A 26875-nucleotide genomic window follows, 5' to 3' on the forward strand; every position below is an offset into this window, starting at 1 on the left:
GATCCTTTCTGGTTGGTGCTACAGGTCGGCCAGTGCGGCCCGGATGTGCGGGACGATTCGCGACGCCGACGTCGGCGCCTCGCCCGGGCCCGGGTCGGCGGCCGAGAGCGCGGCCGCGCGCGCGTGCACGAACGCCGCGGCCGCCGCCGCCTCGGCCGCCGGCAAACCGGACGCCAGCAGCGCGCCGATCATCCCCGAGAGCACGTCTCCGGAACCGGCCGTGGCCGCCCAGGACTGCCCGGCCGGATTGAGATAGACCGGTCCGCCGGGGTCGGCGATGATCGTGACGTTGCCCTTGAGCAGCACGGTGGCGCCGAACGTGTCGGCCAGCTTCCGGCACGCGGCCACCCGGTCGTCGCCGGGCGGATTGCCCGCCAGCCGGGCGAATTCACCCGCGTGCGGGGTCAGCACCGTGGGCGCGGCGCGGCTCATGACGAGCTCGGGGTGGGCGGCGAGGATGGTCAGCGCGTCGGCGTCGACGATCACCGGAAGGTCGCTCTCCAGCGCGAACCACAGCGCCGCGGCCCCGGTTTCGTCGGTGCCCAAGCCCGGCCCGACCACCCACGCCTGCACCCGCCCGGCCGCGGCCGGGGTGGGCGACGCGATCACCTCGGGCCACTGCGCCAGCACCTGCGTGTGCGCGCTGCCCGCGTAGCGGACCATGCCGGAGGTGGCGGCCACGGCGGCGCCGGTGCACAAGACGGCGGCGCCGGGGTAGGTCGACGAGCCGGCCATCACGCCCGTCACCCCCTGGGTGTACTTGTCGTCGTGCGGTCCGGGCACCGGCCAGCGGGCCGCGACGTCGGCGGCCTCGAAACCCAGCACATCGGTCTCGGGCAGGTCGAGGCCGATGTCGATCAGCTTGACCCGCCCGCAGTCGGCCAGCGCGTGCACGGGTTTGAGCCCGCCGAAGGTGACGGTCAGCGCCGCCTGTACCGCGGGGCCGGTGATCGCGCCGGTGGCCACGTCGATGCCGCTGGGGATGTCGACGGCGACCACCGGGATTCCCGCGGCGGCCGCGAACACCTCGGCCGCCGCCGGTCGCAGCGGGCCGGAGCCGGAGATGCCGACGACGCCGTCGATGACGAGATCGGTTGCGGGCGAAACTCTTTCGACGACGCGACCGCCGGCCTTGCGGAACGCCGCGAGCCCCTTGCGGTGGGTGCGCTCCGGTTTGAGCAGCACCGCGTCGGCGGCCGCCCCGCGGCGGCGCACGAAGGTCGCCGCCCACAGCGCGTCACCGCCGTTGTCGCCCGAGCCGACGACCGCGCACACCCGCCGCCCGGCGACCCCGCCCGCGCGGGCGGTCAGCTCGGCGATGATCGCGGTGGCCAGCCCGAACGCCGCGCGGCGCATCAGTGCGCCGTCGGGCAGGCTGGCCAGCAGCGGCGCCTCGGCGTCGCGGATGGCGTCTACGGAGTAGTAGTGCCGCATCACCGCAAGCATTCCATGTCCGGACGTGTTGTCGCGCCCGGCTGATCCAAACGGCAGTCCGGGGGACGCAAATGGCGCGCACCGACAACGACACCTGGGACCTCAGCAAGGGGTCGGCACTATTCAGCGCGGATATTGCCCGTCGTCGACTTTGACAATGGTTCCGGTCACGAACTCCGACGCCGGTGCCGCCAAGAAGAGCAGCGTGCTGTCGAGTTGAGCTGGATCCCCGATTCGTCGGCGCGGCAGGCCGGCGGTAAAGTCGCCGACGCGCTCGATGTGCTCCTGCACCATCTCTGACATGAACGCGCCCGGTGCGATGGCGTTGACGTTGATTCCGTAGCGGACCCATTCGACAGCCAACGCTTCTGTCATCCGGTTAACTGCCGCCTTCGTGGTGGAGTACAGCGCCGCACCGTCGCCTGCATAGTGATACGCAGCCATTGATGACAGATTGATAATTCGACCTTGCCGGCCAGCAGCAATGAGGCGCCTAGCGACCTCGCATGTCAGCACGAACGGCCCACGTAGGTTCGTATCGATGACCTTGTCGATCAGGTCCAGCGATATCCGATGCGCCCGTTGCGCATCGGGAATCACGGCATTGTTCACGAGGATCGTCACGGTTCCGAACGCCGCCTCAGCACCGTCCAACGCGCTTGCCAGGCCAGCGGGTTGTGCCAGATCCATCGGCACCGGCGCACAACGCTGACCGCGGGAGCAGATTTCGTGAGCAACCTGCTGCAAGCGATCAAGCCGACGTCCGGCGAGCAAGACGGCCGCGCCCGCATCGGCTAATACGCCCGCGAAACGATACCCAAGCCCTCCCGTAGCGCCCGTCACCAAGGCCACCTGTCCGGTCAGGTCGGTCGACGTGTTCGGAAGTGGAAATTCATTGGGCATGATCACACCTGATGGCCTGTGTTCGTCTCAAGGGGTTAGGGATCGAAGCCGGTCGTCATGGAGGAACGCCCAAGTTCACGCATGCGGCCATGTGTTGTATACTAATAAACAATATCGTTATGAACTGAATGATTGCCGCTACCAGACGGGCGCCGCGGTGCCGTTATCTCGCGGCGGAGGGCACTGGCGAGTCGAGGTCGGAGGTGGCTTGTGATCACATGCAGCGTGGAAGATTCTTGGGCTTTTCACAGCTGGAACCGCCGTCCGCGCCGCCTCGCGGAGATCCGGTGGGCATGAATACCGCCGGCGGATCGACGCCATCGATGACGGACGCATCCTGCAGTGGGGCGCCGGACAATGGACCGGTCCGTGTCGCCATCGAGCTGGCAGCCGGTAGTTTGCCCGACGAGCTTGCGAGGCACCAGAATTCGGCGGAAATCGTCAAGTTCTGGACAGATCTCACCGAGCCGGGTTCATTCGGTTCCCCCGCGCGAATCGTACGGACCCGTGCGACCGATCTGCGTGATGCGCAGCGCAAGACCGCCCAGGTGCGTGCCGTGGTCGCCGCACGCGGCGACCACCAGAGCTCTGTGCAGGTCTTCGTCGATCTCGACGTAATGATCGCCTGCAACTCTTCGCTTGTCCGGACCGATTTGAGCCGCCTCTTTGATTCTGATCAGACTCGTCAATCACCCCGATCCCTGGCGTACATAGGAACCCCCAAGGGATTGGCCGGACTGATCCAAGACATCCATGCCGCGGAAGTGGCCGACGGAGTGACGCTGGTCCCGCGAACCGCCAACGTCTTTTACCGGATCATCGGTGAGACAATCCCGTGTCTCGAGGCCGCCGGCCTACACATATCGCAGTCACAGGTCGATGTCCTCTGGGAATACCAACTACGCCACCACGAAGCTGCTGCGGCGCTCGCCAAAACACTCGAAAGCGCGAATCCTCAACCTGATTGACCGAGGCGTATCGCCTTGAGAGGAGCCCGAATTTGGGCCTGCGGGACCAATTCATTTTGGCCAGTTCCATAGCGCGCGTCGGCACTGTAATCGCTAAAGAAAAGCTGCGACCGACCGAGCTCGACCTTAGCTCGGTCCCGGTAAGAGTTGAAAACCTGACAGAAGACTGGCTCACTGCGGCCCTGTGCCGGGACCATCCCGGGGCGCGCGTAACCGGGTTTGAGGTCTTTGGGGCATCGGAGGGAACCGCTTCACGCCGATCGCTTCGCGTCGAATACAACGGGGCGGGCGTCGCCGCAGGCCTTCCCACGGCGGTCTTCTCGAAATCCGCACCACGGTTCATCTCCCGGCTCCTGTAGGGATCACAAACATAGGCGCCGGCGAGTCGCTGTTCTACGAGAAGATCCGACGAGAGCTGAAGATCGGAGCTCCCGCCGGCTATTTCGGCCGCTGGGACGCGGCATCCTGGCGTTATCTTGTTTTGACTGAGGATGTCGCGGCAATACGCGGTGCGACTTTTCCTCGTGATGGCATTCGGGTGGACCGTAGGGGCGCCGAGTGCATGGTGCGTGAAATGGCGCGTTACCACGGAACGTTTTGGAACGATCCTAGATTGGACAGCGAGTGGTCCGTGATCGTTGACCCCTACGTGTGGCAGCAGGCACTTAACACCAGAGCCGGCTGCGATCTGGGCGGAATCACCGCGTTTCGGTGGCTGACCGCGGAGATCCCCGCCGAACTACGGTCACGCAAATCTGAGGTCCGCGCGGCCCTGATGCACTCGCTCGCCCTTAACGCACGGCAGCCGAAAACATTGCTGCACCAAGACACTCACCCCAGGAATTGGTTTCAGGTGCCAGACGGATCGGTGTGTCTGTACGACTGGCAGGCAATCGCAAAGGGGAACTGGGCGCTCGATGTCAGTTACGCACTCAGCTCCGTCCTCGACATCGAGGACCGCCGGAATTGGGAACGGGAACTGCTGGAGCTCTATCTCGACGAACTCGGCGCCAACGGTGGTAGCCCGCCAAGCCACGGCGAGGCGTGGCTCGCATATCGTCAGCAGCTGGTCCATGGCCTGATCTTCTGGGCGTACACTTCGGCCGTAAACCGGTTCAGGGAAGTGCATCCCGAGGATGTCACGCGGGCGATCGTTGCACGAACAGCCCAAGCGATGGTGGACCTCGAGACCCTAGATGCGCTCGGCTAGCGCTTCTGAACAGGACGCATGCACGCGTCGCGTGCGTCAATTCACGGGGAGCCGACGATTGCCTCGTCCGGGTGTGCAGCGCGTTCCTCGTTGGCTTGGTCATTGATCGCCCGCAGCAGCAGCCAACTGAACACGAGCAAGAACGTGCCGAAAAACGTTATGGGAAGCCAGAACACCACCAGACCGTTCCAGGCGAACGGGCCGTGCTTGATAAACACGGCGATGTTGGCCGGCAAAAAGATGACGGCTAACCAGATGCAGTAATAGCCGGCCCAGCGTGGAAACACGGGCCGCTCGCGCGTATCCGACAGAATCGCCCACCCGATGGTCAGCACCCAGGGCACGCCGGTATAGACATTCATGACGAACGGAAGCCAGCCCAGATCGTTGAGCAGCCATAGCTGTTCGGGATTGCGCTCGGGCCGATAAGCCCCCACTTCCCAGTAAAACATCGGAAAGATAAACACGAGGCACGAGATTGCAGCCAAGGCCAGCTGCGCGTAGGCCAGGACGGGGTTAGGGCCCTCGATTCTTCGCATCTGCGCCGCGATCGCCGCCGCCCAGATTACGAGGAATCCGATTGCGGTCATCCCGATGATCTGACCGATGCGGATCGCGGTTGTGTGCTGGCGGTAGATTTCGGCGATCCGCTCGGGGCCGGCGTTCGGGTCCGGTGGCGGCATCCACTTTGCGACCGCCCAGAATCCGAGGAAGAACACCACACACAACGCCGGACCAGTCCAGGCACAGATCCGCTGGTTACGAAGATTCATCTGGCACCTCGGGCGGGTGCGATCAAACTAGCTTTGCTGGTGGTCGGCCGCCGCCGCGTTGAGCAGCATCTGACCAATGAAGCTGTAAGTCTGATCAGCGTTGAGGGGTTGGAACATCGACGCGGCGGAGTCGCGGTATAGCCGTTCGAAAATGCTGCCTCTGCGGAACGATGAGCCGCCGACCATGCTCATGGCGTGGCGCGACATGTTCATGACGTTGTCGGCGACGAATGTTTTCGCGAGTCCCAGGTAGGGGAACCGCAGCTCAGGCGGCCAGTCCTGGTCTTTGCCGTCGATGAGGTCCTGACAGGTCTGGTAAACCACCCGGCGGGATATTTCTACCCGGGCGGCCATGTCACCGACGCCGTCGATGATGTGTCCGATGTTTTTGACTTCAGTATCTGCAGCCACGGTGGCGCCGAAGGTCGCGCCGAGGTGTTTCTTGGAGAGCGCCTTGACGACTTCTTCGAGGATCCGCTGCTGCATGCCCAGATACAGGCTCGCGAAGAGCAATGAAGCCCATTCCAGTGTGCCGAAGGCGCCGGTACGAAATACAGAAATGAATCCGGCCTCAGGCACGAAGAATCCGTCAAACACAATTGTTTGCGTGCCCGTGGCGTGCATACCGAGGGCATCCCAGGTCTTCTCGATACGGATTCCGTCACCGACCCCATTCGCGTCGACATCAAAGTCGGCGATGAAAAGTTTTTCGTTCATGATCCGGCCCTCGAAGGTGTCCGGCAGGTTGCCGTCCCTGTCTGTCTCCGTGGCGTTTGTCGTGATGATGTCGGCCGCCTCGCACAAGGTGCCCCAGGTCTTTCGGCCATACAGCTTCCATCCCCCGCCCTCCTGGGGTATGGCCTGCATATCGGCCAGACCGGAAAATCCGGCGCGCTGCTCGGAGAACGGTCCGAAGAGCAATTCCCCGGCCGCTACCCTTCCCAGCCAGTGTTTCTTTTGTTCGTCACTCATCAAGTTCCCGGCAACACCGACCATGATGTAGTGCATGTTGTAGGCCAGCGCGATCGCCGAGTCTCCTCGCGACAATTCGGTCACCACCTTCGATACCTGGAGGATGTCGCCCCCAGGGCCGCCGAACTCCTTCGGGATCTGCAAGCCGCCCAGCCCCGAGTTCTTGAATACGTCGATCGACGGGGTCGCAAACGCGTTTTCGGCGTCGTACTTCGGGCCGAGCTCGCGGAAGAATTGGGAGAGTTCTTGAGCTTTGGCGAAGTATGGTGCGAACTCTTCGTCTGTCATGCCCTTTTGATGCATTGCCATCCCCTATCTAGGTGCGTTGAGGCAGCTGACCGTTTAGCTTGTGGATACTTGCTCGCCGCTGGGTCGTCAGCATTTTCCAATGACGTCCCGGCCGATGATCGTCTTCATAATCTCGGAGGTCCCACCGTAGATGGTCTGGACTCGGGCATCTGCGTAGGCGCGCGCGATCGGGTATTCGAGCATGTAGCCGTACCCACCGAACAGCTGCAGGCACCTGTCGACGATCTCTTTCTGTAGCTCGCTACCCAAATACTTTCCTTTGGCGGCGTCGACCGGTGTCAGTTCCCCGGCGTTGAGGGCCGTGACCGATTTGTCCATGTATGTTTCGAACACGTCGAGCTTGGTGACCATGTCGGCGATCTCGAACTGTGTGTTCTGAAACGAGCTCAGGCTCTTGCCGAATGCTGTGCGTTCTTTGATGTATTCAAGCGTCCAGGCGATCGCGGCCCGGGAGGCGGCGAGCGCTTGATACGCGACCGAGATCCGCTCGACCGGGAGGTTCGTCATAAGGTAACCGAACCCTTTGCCCTCCTCGCCGAGCAGATTCGCGGCCGGCACGCGCACGTCGGTGAAGAACAACTCCGCCGTGTCCTGCGCGTTCAAGCCGAGCTTGCGTAGCTTTCGGCCTCGCTCAAATCCAGGCATGTCACGCTCTACGACGAGCAGGCTGAGTGCGGTACTGCTGCGCCCTTCGTTCGTGCGACAGAGCACGATCACGATGTCCGAGTTGATGCCGTTGGAGATGAAAGTCTTGCTGCCGTTGAGAACCCATTCGTCGCCATCGCGGACCGCCGTGGAGCGGATGCCCTGCAGATCACTGCCCGCGGCCGGCTCCGTCATGGCAATCGCGCCGATGATGTCGCCTGTGGCCATCCCGCGCAACCACCTTTGCTGCTGCTTCTCGTTTGCCAGACTGAGCAGGTAAGGCAACACGACGTCGTCTTGTAGCGTGAAGCTGTTGGCCAGCGCCGCCGCGTTGGCTCGGGCAAGCTCTTCCATGATCACGCAGCGGAAGCGATAGTCGGCGAGGCCTCCCCCGCCGTACTCCTCGGGTACCGCGATCCCGAAGAGCCCCAACTTGCCCGCGGCGTGCCAGGTCTCGCGCCCGATGAGGCGATCGCGGTCCCACATCTCGAGGTTCGGCAGGACTTCGCGTGAGACGAATTCGCGCACGGTTGCGCGAAAGTCCTCATGGTCGGCTTCAAAGAGTGTGCGACGCATCGACGTGTCCTTCAGCCGAGCCTGTCGCTATGCACCACAACAATAATGTATCATCGCATACATATCTGCGGTAGCCGATTCGCGGCAGATTGCGTGATGGCGCAGCTATTCGGAGAGACGCTCCTCGAGGTACGACAGATTCTCTTCGAGCCGGTGCAGCGTCTGAGCGAGCTGCGTGCGCTCGGCTCGAGTCATCCCGTCGCGCAGGTCGTCCCGGATCGAGGCGTCGATGTCATTGATCTTCTCGACCAATTCCGCCGCCAAGGGCGCGGCCTCCACCATCCATACCCGCCGATCGAATTCGTCCGGGACGCGCTTGATGAGTCCTCGGGCTTCCAGCCGATCGACCACCGCGCCGGCACGCGCACGGCCGATGCCGTACCGTTCGGCCAGCTGAGTCTGTGACAGCGGCCCGTTTTCGAACACCATTACCAGCAAGTTGACCTCGGTGAGGTTGAGGTCCAGTTCCCGCAGGCCCGCATCGTAGACTCTGCGGATCCTGCGCGACGCCCTCATGAGCGCCGTCTCGAAGCGGGCCGAGCGATAATGAGCCTGCGCATCCGACTCAGGAGGCCCGATCTCTTTGAAGCTGTCGCCCGGCACATTGTCCGCGTGGGTCTCAGACCGACCCGCTCGTCCGGCCTTGGTGCTCTTACGATTGGCAGCCAACCTCAACCCTTCTCGGTGCGTCAACCCGCCTTTGGGCGTGCCCGCCACGGGCACAAATCCCTATTGTTGCATACTTTCTACAAGCACATGATGAAGCGGCGGCCGAACCGCTCTAATGTGCGCGGGCGGCATCTTTGACCGCGGGCACGACGGGCGGAGCCTCGCGCCAGTCGGAAACGCCATCTTCCGGCTTGGCTCCGGGATAGCCATCCGGGTGGATCTCGGCCCAATGTGAGTGGTTCAGTTGATGCAGCCCGAAGCCGGCTTGAAGAGCGTTGTAGAACCCCATGTTGTCCACCGCCTGATTAACCGATTCTTTGATCAGCAGCGACGTCATCGACGGAAGTGCGGCGATGCGGCGCGCGAAGTCAAGCGTCTGGGAGGGCAGCTCATCCTCGGGGAAGATCTTGGACACCATCCCCAGCCGATAGGCCTCCTCGACGCCCAGGGAGTCGCCGGTCAGCAGCAGCTCTTTCGCCTTTCGCGGACCGAATTCCCATGGGTGGGCAAAGTATTCGAGCCCGCACATACCCAGCCTCGTCCCGACGACATCGGCGAAGCTGGTGTTTTCGGCCGCGACGATGAGATCGCACGACCACATGAGCATGAGCCCGGCGGCAAACACCGGCCCATGCACTTGAGCGACGGTGACCTTGCGCAGGTTGCGCCAACGCAGCGTGTTCTGGAAAAAGTAGTGCCACTCCTGAAGCATCCGTTTTTCGGCCCCTCCCCGGGTGCCGCCATTGCACGCGTAGCTCGGGTGAAAACCGGGGTCGCCGAAGGTCATCTCGGCCAAATGCTCCTTGGAGCCCAGGTCGTGGCCGGAGGAAAACATCGGTCCGGCCCCGGCGAGGATCACGACCCGAACGTCGTCGTCGGCCTCGGCCCGGCCGAACGCTTCGTCGAGTTCCACCAGAAGCCCGCGGTGTTGCGCGTTGCGAGCGCCGGGGCGATTGAGGGTGATGCGTGCGATCCGTCCGTTGTCGAACGTCTCGTAGTCGATGTATTTGGCTTGAGTCATGGCTTCCTTCGAGTACCTAGTCGAAATTTTCGGGAATCTGGACTGTCGCGCTAGCCCTGGATGGACCGTTCGCCGGCCCGCCAATAGGGGTCGCGCAGTTCACGGCGTAGCAGCTTGCCCGCCGGGTTACGCGGCACGGCGGCTACGAAGTCGAACTTTCGTGGGCACTTGAACCCGGCCAGCAGGTTCTTGCAGTGAGCTTCGAGATCGGCTGCGGCGACGGTCGACTCGTCACGCAGGACCACCGCCGCGGCCACCGTCTCGCCCCACCTATCGTCGGGAATGCCGAATACGGCGGCATCGGCGACCTGTGGGTGAGCGCATAACGCATCTTCGACTTCCAGCGGGTAGACGTTGAAGCCACCGGAGATGATCATGTCGTTCTTGCGGTCGACCAGGTGCAGAAAATAAGCGTCGTCGAGGTACCCGAGGTCACCCGTGCGCAGCCATCCGTCGACGTCGATGACGTTGGCGGTGGCAACGCTGTTGTTCCAGTAACCGGCCATGACATGCGGACCGCGAGTGGTGATCTCGCCGATCTGGCCCGGCGGAAGGGGCCGGCCGTCGTCTCCTCGAATCTGGACCTCGACGTGGGGTACCGGCCGCCCGGCGGAACCCAGGCGATCGGATCCGGGCCGGTGGTCTTCTTTGCGCAGAGTGGCGATCGGCAACTGCGCCTCGCTGAGGCCGTAGAACTGCAGCAAGCTGTTACCGAAGACGGCAAGGGCGCTCGAGAGGTTCTGGGCGGAGATTGGGGAGCCCGCGTAGATAACAGTCTTCAGCCGCGAGAACTCCGGCGGTCGCTGGCCGCCCGTCTCTTCGGTGATCATTTTGATGATGGTGGGCACCAGGAAACTCACTGTGACACCGCATGATTGGACCCAGTCGATGAAGGTGCCTGCACCGCGAAACTCCCGCGGGATCTGTCGCACACCGCGGAGCAGGCACGGGAGCAGGAACGCGCCGCTGGCGTGCGTCAGCGGCGTAACGTGCAGCATGACGTCGTCGCCGCCGAGGTCGGGCAGTTCGATCAGGGTGTTGCGGTCGATTTCGACCTTGGAGCTCTGGGTTATCACCGCACCCTTCGGGCGGCCGGTGGTCCCCGATGTGTATTGAATCAGCGCGATCGCTTCCGATTTCACCGCGGCGGGGTCTTCACCGGCCGGGGCGAGTTCACGTGCCTCCTCGACGACTTTGTCGCTCAAAAGCCATACCGGACAGGCGACTTCGTTCTTCATGCTGTCGATCCCATCCTGGAACTCCGGGTCGTGGATGCAGGCTTTCGCACCGCTGTCCCCGATGATGTAGGCGTACTCCTGGGGCCGAAGGCGCGCATTGACCGCGACGCGGGCGATTCCGGCCCGGTACAAGGCGATTTCGGTGAGGACGAAATTGATGCTGTTGCGTTGCAACATGACGACCCGATCGCCGCGTCGCAATCCCAGCTCACGGTAGAGACTCACCAGTCGGTCGGTGATATCCCCGAGTTGAGTGAACGTGTAGGTCGACTCGCCATCGTCAAGCGCGATCGCGTCGCCGTACCGCAGGATTGCGGACTGGATCGCCTGCGCAACGTTATGCAATTCCGGCTGCCCCTCAGCGCGCGGCGAAGCGGGGCGGGCGGTTCTCGCGAAACGCACGCCGGGCCTCGTCAGCGTCCGCCGATCCGACGTTGACGGTCTGGTAAATGGTTTCCGCCTCCAATCCTTCGGCCAGCGTGCTCCGAAAGGCCCTTTCGAGCAGCTTCTTGTCCGAACTCAGCGCCAGCGGAGCGCTCGCGGCCAGTCGGCGTGCCCACTGCTCGACGAACTCGTCGACCGCGTCTGCGGGAACGACGCGATTTATCAAGCCCATCTCCAACGCCTGCCCAGCCGAGATACTGTCGCCGAAATAGGCGATTTCGCGGGCTCGGGGCAGGCCCACCAGGCGCACGAGCTGCCAAGAGCAGCCCATGTCCAATGACAGGCCAAGCTTGGCGAACACGGCGCTGAACACCGCGTCCTCACCGGCCACGATCAAATCGCATGCGAGTGCGAGGCCCAGACCGCCGCCGATGGCCGGGCCACGAACCTTGGCGATTATCGGCTTGGGCAGGTCGTGCATTTGCAGGATGACGTCGTTCATGAGGCGCAGCCTTGCAATTCGCTGCTCGTTGGAGGTGGTCTCGGAAAGATCGCCTCCACTGCAGAACGCTCGGCCCGACCCGCAGATAACCACCGCGCGGTCGGCCTCGCACGCGGCGATCTCCGTGAGGGCCGTCGACAAGCTGCGGAGCAGGTCGGTGTTGAGCGCGTTGCGGACCTCGGGGCGGTGCATTGTCAGCTGAACGACACCGTCGAACCGCTCCGCGAGGAGGGTCGTCATCCCTCGCGCCGCATCTTTTCGAGACGTTCGCTGAAACTCGGCAGAGCAAACGTTTCGCTCTCCGCTGCGAAAGCGAAGTCGATCACGCTGGAGATCATCCGCTCCAGATGGACATTGAGCACCCGCTTGGTGTCTTTCAGCGCCTGCCGGGGTTGGGCGGCGAGTCTCGCGGCGAGAGCCTGTGCACGGTCCATCAACTCGTCGTGCGGCACGACTTCGTTCGCGAGACCGATCCGCTCGGCGGTGACCGCGTCGATGCGATCGCCGGTGTATAGGTACTGCTTGGCGCGGGCCAGGCTCATGTACGCCGGCCACGCGAGCACCCCGCCGTCGGCCGCGACCACCCCGAGCGACACGTGCGGGTCGGCGAAGTAGGCCTGGTCGCTGATCAGGATGATGTCGCAGAGCACCGCGATGCTGCAGCCCAGCCCGACGGCCGGTCCGTTGACGGCCGCCACGATCGGCACTGGGAACGCGACCATCTCGCGGACGATCTGGCGCGCCTCCGCGAGCAGGTCGTACCTGAATTCTGCTTCGCGAGCGATCCGCGCGATCAGGTCGAAGTCGCCACCCGCGGAGAAGGCGCGGCCGGCGCCGGTGAGGATCACCGCACGAATCTCATCGTCTTCGGATAGATCGCGCCAGACGGTGGCAAGCGAGCGATGCAACCCTGGGCTCACCGAGTTGAGCTGGTCCGGCCGGTTCAGCGTGACTTGCCGCACCGGACCTTCCCCGCTGATGATGATTTCGTCCTGAAAATCGGTGCTGCTCAATCCCACTCCTAAAGTCTTAATGCAATTTCGATTATCCGACGCGGCTCAAAGGCCGGCGCTGACAAATTCCAACCGGACGCCGTGATTCGACTCGGCAGGCACGACCGTGATCGCGTCATTGACCCGCCGAACCGGCACCGACGCAGCCGTCAAATGCTCGGCCACCCGGCCGGCATCCTCGACGGTGAAGGTGACGCTGTAGATCGATTCTCCGCGCCGCTCGACATACTCACCCACGTCGCTGTTGGCCGAGGCGCCGACCAGCCCGATCGCGGTGTTCGCGGCCTCAAAGAAACGCACGCCGGAATCGGCGCTGGGCCCGACATTGATCTCGGCCGCGCCGGTCAGATCCTGCCAACGCGTCGCCGCGGCGTCCACGTCCCTCACCGCCACGGTGAAGTTGCGTACCTCGTGGATGCCAAGCGGGTGCTCGTCGCGCCAGTACTCATGCGGTGCAACGGGCTTCATGCCCTCCGGAAGTTCTGAGGTGTACCAGGTGCCGATGTAGCATTCGAGGGCGAAGCCGAACAGATCGGCCGGTTCGCTCACAAACCACGTTCCCGGGTAGTAACGCTTCTTCGGTTCATATCGAATGCGCACGCCGTGGTCAATGAATGCTTGCTTCGCAGCCTGCAGATCCTCGATGCCCCATTCGATTCCGACGAATCCCGGCCCCTGTGCACGGAGGATCTTACCAAGGTCATGCCTGGCGACCGGTTCCGGCCCAAAAATCTCGAACAACGTGGGGCCGAGGGTTATCAGCGACGAGGGAACGTCATCGGGCCGGTTGGGAATCTCCAGTTCCCAATTATGCTGCGCGCCAAACTTCGTGAGGAAATGAGATTGGGCGGCCGGGTAATCGCTGACAACGAAGTTGATGTGCTGAAGGCGTTTGAGCTCGAGTTGCATCGCGTGCACTCCGATCGTGGGTTGTAGCCAAGAGGCGAAACGCAGCAAAGTCGGTAGATTTGTATTGTGCCATACTGTATTGAGACTTCCAAAGGCCGGTCACGCCGGCGATGTGGCGCGTCCTTGGGCCGCCCGCTCCCGCAGCACCGTCTTCTGGATCTTTCCGGTGGCATTGATCGGTAGTGCGTCGACGATCTCGATGGCCTGCGGCACTTTGTAATTCGCCATCTGCGTGCGCGCCCACGCGATAACGCTTTCGGCGTCGCAGTTGACGCCCGGCTTTGGTACGACGTACGCCATACCGACCTCCCCAAGACGTTCGTGGGGTACTCCGATCACGGCGACTTGCCCGATGTCGGGATGTTGCATGAGTGCGTTTTCGATTTCCACCGGATAGGCGTTGAAGCCGCCGACGATGAACATGTCTTTGATCCGGCCGACGATTCGTAAACGGCGCTGTTCGTCCAGAATTCCGAGGTCGCCGGTCTTGAGGTAACCATCCGCCGTCAATGCCGCCGCGGTGCCGGCGGGGTCGTCGAGGTAGCCCAACATGACTCGCGCGCTGCGGATCCAGATCTCGCCGGGGCTGCCGGTGGGTACATCCGCGCCGCTCTTGTCGACGATCCTGATTTCGACGCCGGGCCTGGGGCGGCCGCTTGTGTTCACAATGGTTTCGATATCGTCGCCGACGCTGGTGCCCGTCGCGGTGCCCGCTTCGGTGAGACCGTAGCCGTTGAGAATCGACAAAGACGGCATGGCGTCGAAGATCCGCTGCATCGTCTCGATCGGTATGTCGGTCGCACCGGTGACCGCCACACGCAGGCTGGACAGGTCGGTGCGCCGCCGATCGGGATGCTCAAGGATGCCTTGGAATAGGGTTGGCGGCCCGGGCATCACGCTGATGCGGTGCTGTTCTATGTGCCTCAGAACACTTCCCGCGTCGAAGACCGGCTCGGGAAACATCGTGGCTCCGACGCCCACCGCCGCGATGATTCCCGCTTTGAGCCCGAACATGTGGAAGTAGGGGTTGACCATCAGATAGCGGTCGCCGCGGCGAAGATCCGTCTGCTGGACATAGTCATATGCGACGTGCAGGCTTCGCCCGTGGGTCATGACGACACCCTTCGGGGTACCTGTGGTGCCCGAGGTGAACAGGATGTCGGCGACGTCGTCTCGGGTCGCTGCCGCACGGCGTCGATCGACCTCGACGCGGGCCTGGCTCGTCGAGCGCCCCAGGAAGTCTTGCCATGCAACGGCTCCCGTACTCACCGGACCACGAAGATTGACGATGTCGTGCAGATCGGGCAGCTCTGCGCGAACAGCGCGAAGCATCTCGACATAGTCGGTGTCGAGAAAATCAGTCACGGTGCACAACACGCGTGCTCGACTGCGCAGGAGGATATCCGCTGCTTCACGTCCCTTGAAGCGCGTGTTGATCGGCACCAGAGCGGCGCCGGCGAGGATCAGGCCAAGGTAGGCGATTACCCATTCGACACAGTTGAAGGCCCAGATCGCCACCCGGTCCCCGGGTCGGACACCGGATTCAACGAACGCGGCGCCGGATCGTGCCGCCTGTTCGAACAGCTCCGCATAGGTCAACTCCGTCGCGTCGTCCGCGATCGCAAGTTGGTCCGGGAACTTCTCCGCGGCGACGGCACACAGCCCAGAAATCGTCTGCCACTCGGGAAGCGCGTCGGCCGACATCACACTCCGGTCAACGGGTAACGGTCAAGCCGCCGTCGACACCGATCAGCTGGCCGGTACAGAATGCCGCCAGGTCGCTCGCGAGGAACGTGTACGCCCCCGCGCACTCCTCGACCGTCCCGAAGCGCTTCATCGCCACGTGCTGCATCATCCAATTTTCGACCTCTGCCATCTCGGCCTCGGTGTAGCCCTGCGAGAACTGCTCCATGATCGGCGTGAAGGCCAATGGGTTGACCATGTTGACGCGGATGTTGTGCTTGGCCCAGTCGCGCGCACAGGTCCGCGACCACCCGGCGACGGCTCCCTTGGCCGCACCGTAGGCCGCGCAACCCGGCCATCCCTCGACAGCGGCGTAAGAGGCCGTATTGGTGATGCTGCCCTGAGTCTTCTTCAGGTGCGGAAACACCGCCTGATTGGCTTGGATGGTTCCGAACGCGTGGATCGCGAACTCGTCGCGAATGTCCTCGTCGGTGAAGTCTTCTGGCTCTTTCGTGATCACAATGCCGGCACACATCGTGAAGTTGTCCAGCCCGCCCAGCTGGCCGACCGCCCAGTCCACGGCCGCGAACGTCTCTTCACGGTTGCGCAGGTCCACTCGCTTGAAGATCGCGCTCCCCGGGCCTTCTTTCGACGCCAGCTCGGCGACCTGCTCGCCGGCCTCGTCGATGTCAAACGACACCACGTCGGCGCCCTCCCGCACGAACCGTTCGAGTACGGCGGCGGCGATGCCGCTGGCCGAACCGGTGACGATGGCCCGCTTGCCTTCAAGAAGCATGGAATCTTCCCGTCCGATGACCGAGCAAAATTTGTATTGCACGATACTAGATACGGGTGAATCAAATGGTCAAGATCCGGGCGCAGATGCGGTGACCCAGCCCGCGAACGATCGTTCCACTTAGACGGTGCATTTGTGCGGCCGGGTCGCCGCGCGCAGGATCGCCTGTTGGGAAAACGAGGCAACCGGCCGGCCCGAGTCGTTGTACGCCGCGCCCCGTCCGTACAGCCAACCCGCGCCCGCGTATGTGTTGGTCTGCTCGAACAGTACCCACCGGTCGATCGCGGCGACGTCGTGGAAGACGACATCGCTTGCGGTGATCACCGTCAGGACTCCCCGATGCGCCTCGTGCATCCCGAATCCCCTGTGCGGCAGGACAGCTGCGCTGACGAGATATTCGTTCGCGTGGAAGGCGAGGTATGCCTCCAGCGGACCATCGCGCCGGACATGTTGGCAGTCGACCCATATCTGCCAGGTCGGCGGCCAGGTCCGTTCGGCGTCAAAGGGATCGACATCACCGACAACTGGGCTGAAGCCGGGGTGCAACGATCCCGCGTACGGCGGATCCGTATCGGGCATCGGCGGCAGCGCGACAGGACCGTCCGCGTGCTCGATGAGGGCATCTGTGGTGGGACCGACGACCAGGTGCCCCACTGCGACTTTCCGGTCGTGTTGAGTCACCGAAATACCGCGGACACCGAGGGTCCGGCCGCTGTGCACTTCCTCCACTTGCAGACTCACGCCAAGCGCGGGATCCGCACTGCGGAAGAACGTTGCGTGCAGCGACCGCAGGGGCTGCCCCCCGTCGGCACCGGCCGCCGACATCAGGGCCGACAGCGTGCCTGCGTCGACAACGCCGGCTCCGCGATCATAGGGCGACGCCTCGTAGCGGCCTTGGCCGGTGCGTGCGGGCTTGATGGATGCCAGCAGATCGTCGAGTTCCACAGCCCGTCCTTCCCGCTTACTCCGGTGGGGCGAACTCGCGAAGGATCGCGGCCGTGTGCTCGCCGAGTGCCGGCACGGCCCCGGGTGTCCATTCCCAGCCTTCGACGTCTGCCGCCGGACGCAGCCCCAGGAAGTCACCTCCGCCGGGGGCGGGCATCTTCACGAACCGGCCCCGTTCGACCAGTTGCGGATGGTCGAGCACCTCTGTCGACGTGTTGTAGCGCGCCCAGCCGAGCGAGGCCGCTTCGGCGGCCGCCATCGCCTGGGCGAATGTGTGCTCGGCGGCCCACCCGCCGATAATCGAATCGAGCTCGGCACGGTGCCGAACGCGGTCGGCGTTGTCGGCGTAGCGCGCGTCGTTCGCGAGGTCGGGACGTTCGGGCACTTGCGTTGCCAGCCTTCGCCATTCACCGTTGTTCGTGGTGCCGAAGACGATCGTCTGGTCGTCGCGCGTGGCGTACGCGCCGTAGGGCGCGACCATGGGGCTGCCCATGCCGACCCGGCCGACGGGCTCCCCGGTTTTTCGCGATTGCAAAAGAGCCCATCCCATCCAGTCCGTCATCACGTCGAGCATGCCCACCGCGATCACGGCCCCGGTTCCGCTGCGGTGCCGGGCCCGCAGCGCGGCCAGGATCGCGGTGGCGGCCGCGGAACCCGTACTGATGTCGGCAACCGGAATTCCGGGCTTCGCCGGGTCGGTCGGGCTGCCGGTGATGGAGCACGATCCGGCCTCCGCCTGGATCAGCAGGTCGTAGGCGCGCCCGTTCGCCCGCGGTCCCCCCACGCCGTACCCGCTGATGTCGACCGCGACCAGTCGCGGGTGGCGCGCATGGGCCGAGCGCGCATCGAAGCCGAGGCGCAGCGCCGCGCCCGGCGCCAGGTTTTGCACCAGGACGTCGGCGCGCCCAAGGATCCGGTCCAGGACCGCGGCGTCCTCGGTCCGCATCAGGTCGAGGACGAGCGACTCCTTGCCCCGATTCGCCCAGGCGAAATGCGCCGAGGTGCCCGGGACGCTGTCGTCGTAGTGACGGGCGAAGTCGCCGTGCTCGGACTCGACCTTGATGACGCGTGCCCCCAAGTCGGCCAGTTGTCGTGTGCAGAATGGCGCCGAAACGGCTTGTTCGATCGTCACCACCAACGCTCCCGCTAACGGAAGCCTGGGACTGCTCACGCGAGAGTGATCTTGCCGCGGGACAGAACCGCGTCGCCGGCGCGGTCCAGCGCCCGGAACGCCGCGCCCTCGTCGGTCGCCCAGGCCTCGACGGTGAGTTCCTCGCCCGGCATGACCGGTTTGGTGAAGCGCCCAATCATGCTGGTCAACCGTCGATTGTCGTCGCCGGCCAGCGCGCCGAGCAGGACGCGAGCGACGGTTCCGTACGTACACAGGCCGTGCAGGATGGGCCGGTCGAAGCCGCCTCGGGCCGCGAACACGGGGTCGGAGTGGAGCGGGTTGCGGTCACCGCTGCCCAGCCGATAGAGCAGGGCCTGATCGTGGCGGGTGGGTGCGGTCAGCCGGTGCGACGGTTCCCCGGACGGCTCGGTCCACACGACTGCGGGTTGCTTACGACCGAAGCCGCCCTGACCTTTGATGAACACGGCGGAGGTCGTCGTGACCATCGGCTTGTCCCGAGATCCGTCCGGCGGCCAGCCGCGCGTCTCCGTCACGGCAAGCGCGCCGGAGCCCTTGTCCCAGATCCCCACGACCTCGGTCTGCACCAGCAGCCGTCCCTCGACGGGAAGGGGGGCGAACAGGGTGACCGCTTGCTCGGCATGGACGAGCTGGCTGCGATCGAAATCCCCCAGCGAAACCGCGTTGCCGCCACGCGTTTGCAGCAGCACCACGGCAAATGTCGACAGCGCCTGTTGTTGGACGCCCTCGGAATTCTCCGTGGTGTACGCGAGCTCCTTGAGCGGATCATCCTGGCCGGCGCCCACGCCGAGCGCGTAGAGCATCGCGTCGGTCGCCGTCCAGGACTGCTCCATGATCGGGCCGGTGCGGCCGACCGCGTCGAGATCTAAAGGCATGCGATCAGCGCTGCCCGCCGTCGACTACCAACAGTTGGCCGGTCACGTAGTTCGCGTCCTGCGTGCACAGCATGTAGATGGCCCCGGCGCCCTCCTCGGGCGAGCCCGGCCGGCCGAGGGGGATCGCCTGAGAAATGCGCTCCAGCCGCTCGGGCTGAATGCCGACCTTGATCTGCCGTCCCTGGACATCGACGCTCGCGTTGGGGTCGTCGGTGGCCTGGGTCAGCCGGGTGAGCACCAGCCCGAACGCGACCGAGTTGACGTTGACCTTGTAGCGGCCCCACTCCTTTGCCAACGCCTTCGTGAAGCCGACGACGCCCATCTTTGCCGCGGCGTAGTTGACCTGCCCCGCGTTGCCGAAAACCCCGGACACCGACGATACGTTCACGACCTTGCGGAACACCTCGCGACCGGCCGCCTTTTCCTCTTTGGCGGCAGAGCGGAAGTACTCGCCCGCGGCACGCAAGATCCGGAAGGGCGCGGTCAGATGGACGTCGAGGATGGTCTGCCACTGGTTGTCGTCCATCTTCTGGATGACGTTGTCCCACGTGTAGCCGGCGTTGTTGACAACCACGTCGATGCCGGAGAACCGCTCGAGCGCGGTCGAGGTGAACCGATCAGCGAACCCGTCGTCGGTCACGCTGCCCGCGACGACAGCCGACTTGCCACCGAGCCGCTCGACCTCGGCCGCCGTTTCCTCGGCGACCTCGCGATCGAGGTCGTTGACCACCACGTTGGCTCCCTCGGTGGCGAAACGCAGCGCTACCGCGCGTCCGATGCCCCGGCCCGAGCCGGTCACCAAGACGGTCTTGTTTTCAAATGCGCCCACAGGGTGCGTCCTTTCGGAGTATGTGGATCAGAGTCGCTACCGCATCGACGTGCTGGCAGCGAACTTGCTTGCGGCAGAACGTCACTCAGTTGAGTTCTGCGGCCCCGCGAACCAAAACCTGGTTGGCGCCGTCAGGAAGCTCGAGCAGCGGCACCCGCAACTCGTCGACCGTGGGCCCGAACTGCTCGGCGACCGGGGCGAGCTTGGCGAGGTCGAACCCATACAGCCGCGCGGCATTGCCACCGAGCATCTGGCGCAGCTCGTCCTCGGGTGCATCGGCAAAGACCTGACGCAGGTGCTCCCGGGTGAACGGGTAGGTGCCTTCCTCATGCGGGTAATCGCTGCCCCACATGAACCGGTCGACGCCGATGATGTCTTTGGCCGCGACATCCTCGGGTGTGGGCTGGCTGACGCCGACCCAGCAGCTCTGCCGGAAGTATTCGGTAGCCGACTTGGGAAGAATCACTTCCGGCTTGAAGCGCAGTTCACCGTAACCGCCGCGGGCGCGGACGGTCGCGAAAACATGGTCGAGCCATTCCAGCTGCGGCGGAATCCAAGCGCAGCCCATCTCGGTCATGACAAATTTGAGTCCGGGGAAACGTTCGAAAACGCCGCCGACCATCAGTTGGGTGAACGGCCGCTGCGAATAGAACGGGTTTTCCACCAGCATCAACAAGGGAGAGGTCGCGGTCTGCGCGTACTCGGGCGCGCCGGGGCCCGCGTGAATTGTCACCGGGACGTCCAGTTCCTGGCACAGCGCCCAGAGCGGGTCATAGTCGGGGTGGTGAACCGGCTTGATCCACTTCACGTCCGGGGGAATGTTCGGCAGCAGGACGCCACCACGCAGGTTGTGCTCCTTGATCCAACGGACGTCTTCCAGGGCGTCGTCGATGTTGTTGAGGAAAATCTGGCCGATGCCGGCGCGACGGTCGGGGTGCTCGGCAACGAAATCGGCCATCCATCGGTTGTGCGCACGGATGCCCGCCAGGCGCCGGGGGTAGTCCTCGTCCGACGGCGGCTGCGCGTGCAAGACAAAGCTCGGGAAAAACGGGGGAATGGTATTGGGGAAGATCACTTCCGCGACGACGCCATCGCGTTCCTCTTCGCTCCAGCGGCGGTCGCTGTCCCAGTTCCTGACCCGCAAGTCGGTGTCCTTAAGGTCCTTATACGGGTTCTTGTACTTGCCCCGCCAAGCGTCGAACTCGTCGCGGAACGCCGGGTCGAGGTATTCGCGGTACTGCGCGTGGCTGCCGCCCGCGTGCGTGTCGGCGGAGATGATCGTGTAATGGTCGGCGGTTGCCACGTCAAACGCTCCTAGGCGGTTTGATATCCAGTAGAACTGTATGCCAGTATACAGTCCGTCACTGTAAGCACAGAGTGCTGCCTGTTGCAAGGCCGTTTCACCGCCACAAAGACGACTGGAGACGCGGGTGGAATTCACTGTCAGCCGTGATCTGGAGGACTTCCGCGAGGAGGCGCGGACTTGGCTCGCAGAGAACGTCCCCACCGAGCCCCGACCACCCTTCGCCGGCAAGGAAACTCGCGACTTCGACGAGGCCTGGCACGCCGCGCAGTACGCCGGTGGCTGGGCCGGCATCGACTGGCCCACCGAATACGGCGGCCGCGGCTTGCCGTTGATCAAGCAGATCATCTGGCACGAGGAGTTCGCCCGTGCGAAGGCTCCGGGTCACGGCATCTTCGGTGTCGCGTTCGGCCACGCCGGACCCACGATCATGCTGCGCGGGAACGAACAGCAGAAGAGTTACTACCTGCCGCGGATTCTGCGCGGCCAGACGCCGTGGTGTCAGGGCTTTTCCGAACCGGAGGCGGGCTCCGACCTTGCCTCACTGCGTACCCGGGGTGTCATCGACGGCGACGACATCGTCGTGACCGGATCGAAGATCTGGACAAGCCACGCCGAGCTGTGCGATTTCGGCGAGCTGCTCGTGCGGACCGATCCGGACGTCGAGAAGCACCGTGGCATCACCTGGGTGATCATGGACATGCATGCGCCAGGTATCGAGGTGCGCCCCATCCCGGCGATCGACCGCTACCCACACAACTGCCAAGTCTTCTTCGACGAAGTGCGCATTCCGCTGAGCAATGTCGTCGATACGGTCAACAACGGCTGGAGCGTGGCGCTTTCGACCCTGGCCGCCGAGCGTGGGCCCGGCTTTCTCGATGAGCGCCTCGAGCAGATCGTCCTGGTGGACGAATTGATCGACTACGCCCGCGAGACCGGCAAGATCAACGACGACTCGATCGCCGATCGCTTGGCAGAGGCCCGCGCGATGGCTTCGGCGTGCAGATCGATGGCGTATTACCAAATTTCACAACTGCGTCCCGGAGTCACGCCGGGGCCCGAGACGACCGCTATCCGCACCTTTTTCGTCCAGGTGGAAATACTGACCGCGCGCCTGGCGATCGACGTCCTTGGTGCCCGGGCGCTGGAATGGAACCCCTGGACCCACAGATGGTTGAGGGACTTCCGCGCTCCCATTGGTGGAGGCACCAAAGACGTCCACAAGAACATCATTGGCGAACGGGTCCTGGGACTGCCGCGATGAACCTCCAACCCTCCCAGGAGCAGGAGAGCATCGCCGCGTCGGCGGCCGAGTTCCTGTGCCGCGAAATCCCGACATCGCGAGTTCGCGAACTCGCCGACGACGATGCCGCCGACGCGATCGACGAGGACACGTGGCGCCGATGCGCCGAGATCGGCTGGGTTTCGCTGGGGCTGCCGACCGAAACCGGCGGTATCGGTCTCGGGTTACCGGAAGAGACGCTGCTGCTTCGTGAGCTCGGCCGCCACCTGACGCCCGGACCGTTCCGTTCCACGATCTTGGGCGGGCACGTCGCCGCCCTCGCCGGCGACCACGAATTGGCCGGCAGTATCGCTGCCGGTGCGCGACGAGTTGGCATGAGCGTCGGCGAAGTGGCCCTTGATCTTCGGCCCGGCGACCTCGTCCTGGTACTCAGCGGGACGCACGCCGGCCTCCACGAAGTCGGTGAGATTGAGCCGGTGGCCGGCGTGGACCCTGGAACTCGGTTCGCGCACATCGAAATTGGCCGCGAGGTCGTCCGCGTGGAGTCACCGGCGATCATGGATCGGGCCCGCGTCCTCGCCGCGGCCGAACAGCTCGGGATCATCGAGGCGGTTCGCGACATGTCGGCGCAGTACGCAAAGACCCGGGTCCAGTTCGGTCAGGCGATTGGCGCCTTCCAGGCGGTCAAGCATCGCTGCGCAGACATGGCGATCGCGGCCTACTCGACCGTCGGCGAGGTCTTCCAAGCGGCCGTCCTCGTCGGGGCCGGCCGGCCCGACGCCGGCTTCCACGCCGCGGCCGCTTACATTCTGGCCACCCGCGGAGCCAAGACGAGCACCGCCGACAACATCCTGAACCTCGGCGGCATCGGCTTCACCTGGGAGCAGGATGCACACTTGTTTCTCAAGCGCGCCTTGCTACTCGAACATGTGCTTGGACCCTTACGAGACACGTACCGCGTCATCCTCGGTCCGCGTACTCACGAATTTTAAGGAGGCATGCCGATGGGCAAACTCGACGGCAAAGTCGCGTTGATCACCGGCGCGGCGCGCGGCCAGGGACGTAGCCATGCGATCCGCTTGGCCGAAGAAGGCGCCGGGATCATCGCGGTCGATATCTGTCGACAGGTCGACGCTGCGCCGTACCCACTGGCCACCAAGGAAGATCTCGTTGCCACCGCGGAAGCCGTCGAGGCACTCGGGCAACCGATCACGGCCCACGAAGCCGACGTACGCGATCCCGAGGCACTCGCGGCGGCGTATCGCGCCGGCGTGCAGGCGGTGGGTCCGGTCGACATCATCGTCTCGAACGCCGGCATCGCTCCCTACAACGATGTCGAGGCGTTGACAGCGTGGCAAGACACGATCGACATCAACCTGACCGGCACCTTGAACACGGTGGAGACGGTGCTGCCCGACCTGATCGCACGCGGTAAGGGCGGATCGATCGTTCTGACCAGCTCCACGGCGGGCGTGCGAGGCGTCAGCGGCACGACCCGCGGCGGCCTCGCCTACGCCGCATCGAAGCACGGGGTCATCGGCCTGATGCGTTGCTACGCAAACAACCTCGCGCCGCACTCCATCCGCGTCAATGCCGTTCTGCCGACGGGCGTCCGGACGCCCATGGGGCTGGCGGCCTCCATCGGAAACTGGTTCGCAACCCAGCCGAATCTGGGCGACATGTCAAACGCTTTGCCCGTCGACCTGGTGGAACCGGAGGACGTCGCGAGCGCTGTCCTCTGGTTGGTCTCCGACGATGCGCGCTACGTGACAGGGATGCAGATGCGGGTCGACGCGGGATTCCTCAACAAGCGGTAGCGTTGCGGCCGTTGGCTTGCCGGGAGATCCGGATCAGGCGGCGGCCTTTTCGAGAATGTGCACACCGCAAGCCGAACCCAGCCCGATCACGTGCGCGAGTCCGACTCGCGCACCACTGATCTGACGATCACCAGCCTCACCTCGCAGGTGGTGGCAGATCTCCCAGATGTTGGCGATCCCGGTGGCTGCGATCGGATGTCCCTTGGATTCCAACCCGCCCGAGACATTCACGGGCAACGTGCCATCGCGCCACGTGGCGCCGCTGTTGAAGAAATCGGCGGCCCCACCCTCCTCGCAGAGACCGAGATTGTCGTAGTGCACGAGCTCGGCAGTCGCGAAGCAGTCGTGCAACTCGACCAAATCGAGGTCGGCGGGCCCCAAACCGGCTTGTTCGTAAGCAATGCGCGCTGCCTGCTTGGTCAACGTGTTCACATCCGGAAGGATCTGGCAGCCGTCCTGCCACGGGTCGGAGGTGAGGACCGACGCGGACACCTTGACCGCACGCCGACGCTGCTCCAGTGTGAGAGTCTTGAGCTTTGAGTCGGACACGACCACCGCGGCGGCGGCGCCATCGCAGTTGGCCGAGCACATCGACCGCGTGTTCGGGTAGGCGATCATGACGTCGTTCATGATCTGTTCCAGCGTGAAACGCTTCGTGTAGGCAGCCAACGGGTTCAGCGTTGAGTGCGCATGGTTCTTCTCGGCGATTTTGGCGAACAGCTCAAATGAGGTGCCGCCGTACTTGTGGCCGTACTCCATCCCGATCTGGGCGAAGACCCCGGGCATCGTCTCGGTGCCGATCACCCCGTCCAGCGATGTGACTTCGCCAAATCGGCCATCCGGCACCCACTCATCCGACGTCACCCGCGCGGTGTTGCCCGTCAGCAGCCCCACCCCGGCAAGCTTTTCGGCGCCAACCGCGAGCCCCATGTCGGCCTCGCCCGCCTTGATCGCCATGATCGCGACTCGCAGCGCGGTGGCCCCGGTGGCGCAGGCGTTGGTGACGTTGAAGGTCGGGATCCCAGTCTGACCAATTTGCTTTTGCAGTTGCTGGCCCATGGTGTTCACGTTTCCCCGCAGGTTGCCCGCGGCGAGCACCTGGACGTCCTTCATGGTCACGCCGCCATCGTTCAGTGCCGCCGTCGCCGCCTCCGCGGCCAAATCGATCAGGTCGTCGTTCGGACGTTTGCCGAACTTCGTCATCCTTATCCCGAGAATCCAGACGTCTTCCGCCATTGCTACTCCTGTCTTAGCGACTCGATCAGATGAAGGCGGGTGGGCTAGGCCGGCTCGAATCCGTAGCCGATGGCCTCGACTCCGCCCCGTTGCCCGAGCGAATAGGTCGCCAGGCGCACCTTCATCCCCAGCGAGACGTGCTCCGAATCGGGAGGCGTGTTAATGACGTTCGCCCGCACCGAGGTGCCGTCGCAGTCGACAACGCCGGCGACGAATGGGGTCGGTATCCCGGGCGCCGCGTGGTGAACGATGGTGAACGAGGTGAGTACGCCGTCGGTCGCGATCTCGACGTCGTCGAACGAAGACCCGAAGCAGGATGCGCATGCGTTGCGGCGGTCAAAGTACCGAGCACCGCACTGAGTGCACTGGTGGGCCCGCAAATGCGGGTTCGCTCCAAGGACCAGATAGTCGACCACCGGGATCTGATTTCCCATCGCGTTCTCCTTACGGGGCACCGAGCCTTCGGGCCAAGTTCGTATGTTGCCATACAGTTGGCGAACGACAGCGTGGGGGCTACGCCTCGTGCACGGCGGCATCGCTAGGCACCCCGGCCGTCTCGGCGTCCATCCGTTGCAGCTTGAGGTTCTTGAACAGGAGCGGGCACATCACCACGAGCCACACCCCGAAGAAAATCAGTGGCGACCAGTAGACAAGTAAGCCATTCCACGCCAGCGGCCCCTTGTAGAAGTTGAACGCCAAGGCACCCGGTTCCAAGATGAGGGCGGTCCAGATACTCAGGTAGCCCAGCCAACGCGGAAACGGCGAATGAGGTGCCGCCTGGGGGATGAAGCAGACAATTCCGACCGCGACCCAACAAAACGGTGAAAATTGGTCGGTGGTGACGAAGGACAGCACGCCGAGCTGGTGTATCGCAGCGGTGATCTCCGGCGCTCGATGGGGCGCAAATGCGGCAACGCCCCAGAATATCGGCGAGAAGGTGATAAACAGTGTCATCATCGTTCCCGCGGTGGCCGCCAAGATTGTCAAGATCGGTGCGCCCTTTTCCTGACGCCAGACCTGACAAGCGACGACCGCCCAGAACGGCAACATGAAGGCGCTGGTCAATCCCGATATCGTGGCACCGATCCTGATCGACGTCGCCTGGCTCTGGTACCAGTGCGCGACCTGTTCCGCGGAGTCGGTTGCCGGTGGCGGCGGCACCATGTGCATGAGAAAGAAAAACGCCAGCGACCAGATGACCATGAAGCTGATTGCCCACCAGAGAACGGCGGTCTGAATGCGAGCGGATATTGACATGGCTTCACACTCTTTCTACGCGTTCCCGGCGGTCAGCAGGCTCGGTCGGTCATCCCGACCATCGTTCAACATGCATGCCCGGAGCACTCGCATTATTGAATTGCACAATACTGTATGCGACAGTACACTATCCGCGGCCTCACTCGTCAAGGAGTCGGTGTTCCTTACCCACTGCACTACGGGAATTGCCGCGCTACGCTCGGGTCGCCACCCTC

General features: G+C 64.0%; 27 protein-coding genes. 6 read left to right on the forward strand and 21 right to left on the reverse strand.

Annotated elements, in window-relative coordinates; translation table 11 throughout:
- Positions 1-18 precede the first annotated feature (18 nt).
- Entirely contained in the window at positions 19-1434 is a 1416-nt protein-coding gene (locus A5712_RS18980) for an NAD(P)H-hydrate dehydratase (protein WP_068108133.1), read from the reverse strand.
- A 123-nt stretch (positions 1435-1557) separates the two neighbouring features.
- Positions 1558-2337: an SDR family NAD(P)-dependent oxidoreductase gene (locus tag A5712_RS18985; RefSeq protein ID WP_068108135.1), complete on the reverse strand. Its 780-nt coding sequence runs from the start codon at positions 2335-2337 to the stop codon at positions 1558-1560.
- Between the two features lie 287 nt (positions 2338-2624).
- Here A5712_RS18985 and A5712_RS18990 point away from each other — a divergent pair, with 287 nt between their 5' ends.
- Both A5712_RS18990 and A5712_RS31425 read left to right on the forward strand, forming a co-directional pair.
- Positions 2625-3305 (forward strand): hypothetical protein, encoded by a 681-nt coding sequence (locus A5712_RS18990; RefSeq protein ID WP_197519439.1) that lies wholly within the window; start codon positions 2625-2627, stop codon positions 3303-3305.
- 631 nt (positions 3306-3936) lie between these two features.
- Positions 3937-4515, forward strand: a complete 579-nt coding sequence (locus A5712_RS31425; RefSeq protein WP_197519440.1) for a phosphotransferase — start codon at positions 3937-3939, stop codon at positions 4513-4515.
- A 41-nt stretch (positions 4516-4556) separates the two neighbouring features.
- Here A5712_RS31425 and A5712_RS19000 read toward each other — a convergent pair whose 3' ends face one another.
- The 16 genes from A5712_RS19000 to A5712_RS19075 form a co-directional block, all read right to left on the reverse strand.
- On the reverse strand, positions 4557-5288 hold the full coding sequence (locus tag A5712_RS19000; RefSeq protein WP_156766639.1) for a hypothetical protein: 732 nt from the start codon (positions 5286-5288) through the stop codon (positions 4557-4559).
- Between the two features lie 27 nt (positions 5289-5315).
- Positions 5316-6563, reverse strand: coding sequence for an acyl-CoA dehydrogenase family protein (locus A5712_RS19005; protein ID WP_068108067.1), 1248 nt, complete (start codon positions 6561-6563; stop codon positions 5316-5318).
- A 72-nt stretch (positions 6564-6635) separates the two neighbouring features.
- The gene (locus A5712_RS19010) at positions 6636-7790 is read right to left on the reverse strand and encodes an acyl-CoA dehydrogenase family protein (RefSeq protein WP_068108070.1); all 1155 of its coding nucleotides are present in this window, start codon (positions 7788-7790) and stop codon (positions 6636-6638) included.
- Positions 7791-7895: 105 nt separating this feature from the next.
- Positions 7896-8507 (reverse strand): MarR family winged helix-turn-helix transcriptional regulator, encoded by a 612-nt coding sequence (locus tag A5712_RS19015; protein WP_156766640.1) that lies wholly within the window; start codon positions 8505-8507, stop codon positions 7896-7898.
- A 64-nt stretch (positions 8508-8571) separates the two neighbouring features.
- Positions 8572-9480 carry an enoyl-CoA hydratase gene (locus tag A5712_RS19020; RefSeq protein WP_068108074.1) on the reverse strand — a complete coding sequence of 303 codons (909 nt, stop codon included), beginning with the start codon at positions 9478-9480 and terminating at the stop codon, positions 8572-8574.
- 50 nt (positions 9481-9530) lie between these two features.
- Complete coding sequence (locus tag A5712_RS19025) at positions 9531-11063, reverse strand: AMP-binding protein (protein ID WP_068108137.1); 1533 nt, start codon at positions 11061-11063, stop codon at positions 9531-9533.
- A gap of 13 nt (positions 11064-11076) precedes the next feature.
- On the reverse strand, positions 11077-11844 hold the full coding sequence (locus tag A5712_RS19030; RefSeq protein WP_068108077.1) for an enoyl-CoA hydratase/isomerase family protein: 768 nt from the start codon (positions 11842-11844) through the stop codon (positions 11077-11079).
- Positions 11841-12617, reverse strand: coding sequence for an enoyl-CoA hydratase/isomerase family protein (locus A5712_RS19035; protein ID WP_231982163.1), 777 nt, complete (start codon positions 12615-12617; stop codon positions 11841-11843). Before A5712_RS19035 ends, A5712_RS19030 begins: the two co-directional genes overlap by 4 nt.
- 45 nt (positions 12618-12662) lie before the next feature.
- The gene (locus tag A5712_RS19040) at positions 12663-13526 is read right to left on the reverse strand and encodes a VOC family protein (protein ID WP_156766641.1); all 864 of its coding nucleotides are present in this window, start codon (positions 13524-13526) and stop codon (positions 12663-12665) included.
- A 99-nt stretch (positions 13527-13625) separates the two neighbouring features.
- Positions 13626-15230 carry an AMP-binding protein gene (locus A5712_RS19045; protein WP_068108081.1) on the reverse strand — a complete coding sequence of 535 codons (1605 nt, stop codon included), beginning with the start codon at positions 15228-15230 and terminating at the stop codon, positions 13626-13628.
- Positions 15231-15240: 10 nt separating this feature from the next.
- Positions 15241-16005 carry an SDR family NAD(P)-dependent oxidoreductase gene (locus tag A5712_RS19050; protein WP_068108140.1) on the reverse strand — a complete coding sequence of 255 codons (765 nt, stop codon included), beginning with the start codon at positions 16003-16005 and terminating at the stop codon, positions 15241-15243.
- Positions 16006-16125: 120 nt separating this feature from the next.
- Entirely contained in the window at positions 16126-16950 is an 825-nt protein-coding gene (locus A5712_RS19055) for an acyl-CoA thioesterase II (RefSeq protein WP_068108083.1), read from the reverse strand.
- A 16-nt stretch (positions 16951-16966) separates the two neighbouring features.
- The gene (locus A5712_RS19060; protein WP_068108084.1) at positions 16967-18121 is read right to left on the reverse strand and encodes a CaiB/BaiF CoA-transferase family protein; all 1155 of its coding nucleotides are present in this window, start codon (positions 18119-18121) and stop codon (positions 16967-16969) included.
- Complete coding sequence (locus A5712_RS19065; protein WP_068108085.1) at positions 18118-18975, reverse strand: MaoC/PaaZ C-terminal domain-containing protein; 858 nt, start codon at positions 18973-18975, stop codon at positions 18118-18120. Before A5712_RS19065 ends, A5712_RS19060 begins: the two co-directional genes overlap by 4 nt.
- Positions 18976-18979: 4 nt before the next feature.
- A complete protein-coding gene (locus A5712_RS19070; protein ID WP_068108086.1) occupies positions 18980-19804 on the reverse strand; it encodes an SDR family NAD(P)-dependent oxidoreductase in 825 nt (274 codons plus the stop codon).
- An 85-nt stretch (positions 19805-19889) separates the two neighbouring features.
- Positions 19890-21245 carry an amidohydrolase family protein gene (locus A5712_RS19075; RefSeq protein WP_231982165.1) on the reverse strand — a complete coding sequence of 452 codons (1356 nt, stop codon included), beginning with the start codon at positions 21243-21245 and terminating at the stop codon, positions 19890-19892.
- Here A5712_RS19075 and A5712_RS19080 point away from each other — a divergent pair.
- The 3 genes from A5712_RS19080 to A5712_RS19090 are packed head-to-tail and all read left to right on the forward strand — an operon-like array spanning position 21235 to position 24167.
- Positions 21235-22371 carry an acyl-CoA dehydrogenase family protein gene (locus A5712_RS19080; protein WP_068108089.1) on the forward strand — a complete coding sequence of 379 codons (1137 nt, stop codon included), beginning with the start codon at positions 21235-21237 and terminating at the stop codon, positions 22369-22371. The genes A5712_RS19075 and A5712_RS19080 overlap by 11 nt on opposite strands.
- A complete protein-coding gene (locus tag A5712_RS19085; RefSeq protein WP_068108090.1) occupies positions 22368-23342 on the forward strand; it encodes an acyl-CoA dehydrogenase family protein in 975 nt (324 codons plus the stop codon). Before A5712_RS19080 ends, A5712_RS19085 begins: the two co-directional genes overlap by 4 nt.
- A gap of 12 nt (positions 23343-23354) precedes the next feature.
- Entirely contained in the window at positions 23355-24167 is an 813-nt protein-coding gene (locus A5712_RS19090) for a mycofactocin-coupled SDR family oxidoreductase (protein ID WP_068108142.1), read from the forward strand.
- Positions 24168-24200: 33 nt separating this feature from the next.
- Here A5712_RS19090 and A5712_RS19095 read toward each other — a convergent pair whose 3' ends face one another.
- From A5712_RS19095 to A5712_RS19105, 3 genes are all read right to left on the reverse strand, one after another.
- Positions 24201-25403 (reverse strand): thiolase family protein, encoded by a 1203-nt coding sequence (locus tag A5712_RS19095; protein ID WP_068108091.1) that lies wholly within the window; start codon positions 25401-25403, stop codon positions 24201-24203.
- Between the two features lie 44 nt (positions 25404-25447).
- A complete protein-coding gene (locus tag A5712_RS19100; protein ID WP_068108100.1) occupies positions 25448-25837 on the reverse strand; it encodes a Zn-ribbon domain-containing OB-fold protein in 390 nt (129 codons plus the stop codon).
- A 79-nt stretch (positions 25838-25916) separates the two neighbouring features.
- Positions 25917-26468, reverse strand: a complete 552-nt coding sequence (locus A5712_RS19105; protein ID WP_231982166.1) for a hypothetical protein — start codon at positions 26466-26468, stop codon at positions 25917-25919.
- On the opposite strand from A5712_RS19105, the gene A5712_RS32055 reads away from it, so the two are divergent.
- On the forward strand, positions 26452-26640 hold the full coding sequence (locus A5712_RS32055) for a hypothetical protein (protein WP_231982167.1): 189 nt from the start codon (positions 26452-26454) through the stop codon (positions 26638-26640). The two genes, A5712_RS19105 and A5712_RS32055, sit on opposite strands and share 17 nt — an antisense overlap.
- The last annotated feature ends 235 nt before the right edge of the window (positions 26641-26875 follow it).

The organism is Mycobacterium sp. E2327 (genome assembly GCF_001672675.1).
Lineage (GTDB): Bacteria > Actinomycetota > Actinomycetes > Mycobacteriales > Mycobacteriaceae > Mycobacterium.

What these genes read in the sequence shown, in the direction of transcription:
- A5712_RS18980 (WP_068108133.1), bottom strand. Translation starts at nt 1,434, where the DNA reads ATGCGGCACTACTACTCCGTAGACGCCATCCGCGACGCCGAGGCGCCG.
- A5712_RS18985 (WP_068108135.1), bottom strand. Translation starts at nt 2,337, where the DNA reads ATGCCCAATGAATTTCCACTTCCGAACACGTCGACCGACCTGACCGGA.
- A5712_RS19000 (WP_156766639.1), bottom strand. Translation starts at nt 5,288, where the DNA reads ATGAATCTTCGTAACCAGCGGATCTGTGCCTGGACTGGTCCGGCGTTG.
- A5712_RS19005 (WP_068108067.1), bottom strand. Translation starts at nt 6,563, where the DNA reads ATGCATCAAAAGGGCATGACAGACGAAGAGTTCGCACCATACTTCGCC.
- A5712_RS19010 (WP_068108070.1), bottom strand. Translation starts at nt 7,790, where the DNA reads ATGCGTCGCACACTCTTTGAAGCCGACCATGAGGACTTTCGCGCAACC.
- A5712_RS19020 (WP_068108074.1), bottom strand. Translation starts at nt 9,480, where the DNA reads ATGACTCAAGCCAAATACATCGACTACGAGACGTTCGACAACGGACGG.
- A5712_RS19030 (WP_068108077.1), bottom strand. Translation starts at nt 11,844, where the DNA reads ATGACGACCCTCCTCGCGGAGCGGTTCGACGGTGTCGTTCAGCTGACA.
- A5712_RS19040 (WP_156766641.1), bottom strand. Translation starts at nt 13,526, where the DNA reads ATGCAACTCGAGCTCAAACGCCTTCAGCACATCAACTTCGTTGTCAGC.
- A5712_RS19045 (WP_068108081.1), bottom strand. Translation starts at nt 15,230, where the DNA reads ATGTCGGCCGACGCGCTTCCCGAGTGGCAGACGATTTCTGGGCTGTGT.
- A5712_RS19050 (WP_068108140.1), bottom strand. Translation starts at nt 16,005, where the DNA reads ATGCTTCTTGAAGGCAAGCGGGCCATCGTCACCGGTTCGGCCAGCGGC.
- A5712_RS19065 (WP_068108085.1), bottom strand. Translation starts at nt 18,975, where the DNA reads ATGCCTTTAGATCTCGACGCGGTCGGCCGCACCGGCCCGATCATGGAG.
- A5712_RS19085 (WP_068108090.1), top strand. Translation starts at nt 22,368, where the DNA reads ATGAACCTCCAACCCTCCCAGGAGCAGGAGAGCATCGCCGCGTCGGCG.
- A5712_RS19090 (WP_068108142.1), top strand. Translation starts at nt 23,355, where the DNA reads ATGGGCAAACTCGACGGCAAAGTCGCGTTGATCACCGGCGCGGCGCGC.
- A5712_RS19095 (WP_068108091.1), bottom strand. Translation starts at nt 25,403, where the DNA reads ATGGCGGAAGACGTCTGGATTCTCGGGATAAGGATGACGAAGTTCGGC.
- A5712_RS19100 (WP_068108100.1), bottom strand. Translation starts at nt 25,837, where the DNA reads ATGGGAAATCAGATCCCGGTGGTCGACTATCTGGTCCTTGGAGCGAAC.
- A5712_RS32055 (WP_231982167.1), top strand. Translation starts at nt 26,452, where the DNA reads ATGAAGGCGCTGGTCAATCCCGATATCGTGGCACCGATCCTGATCGAC.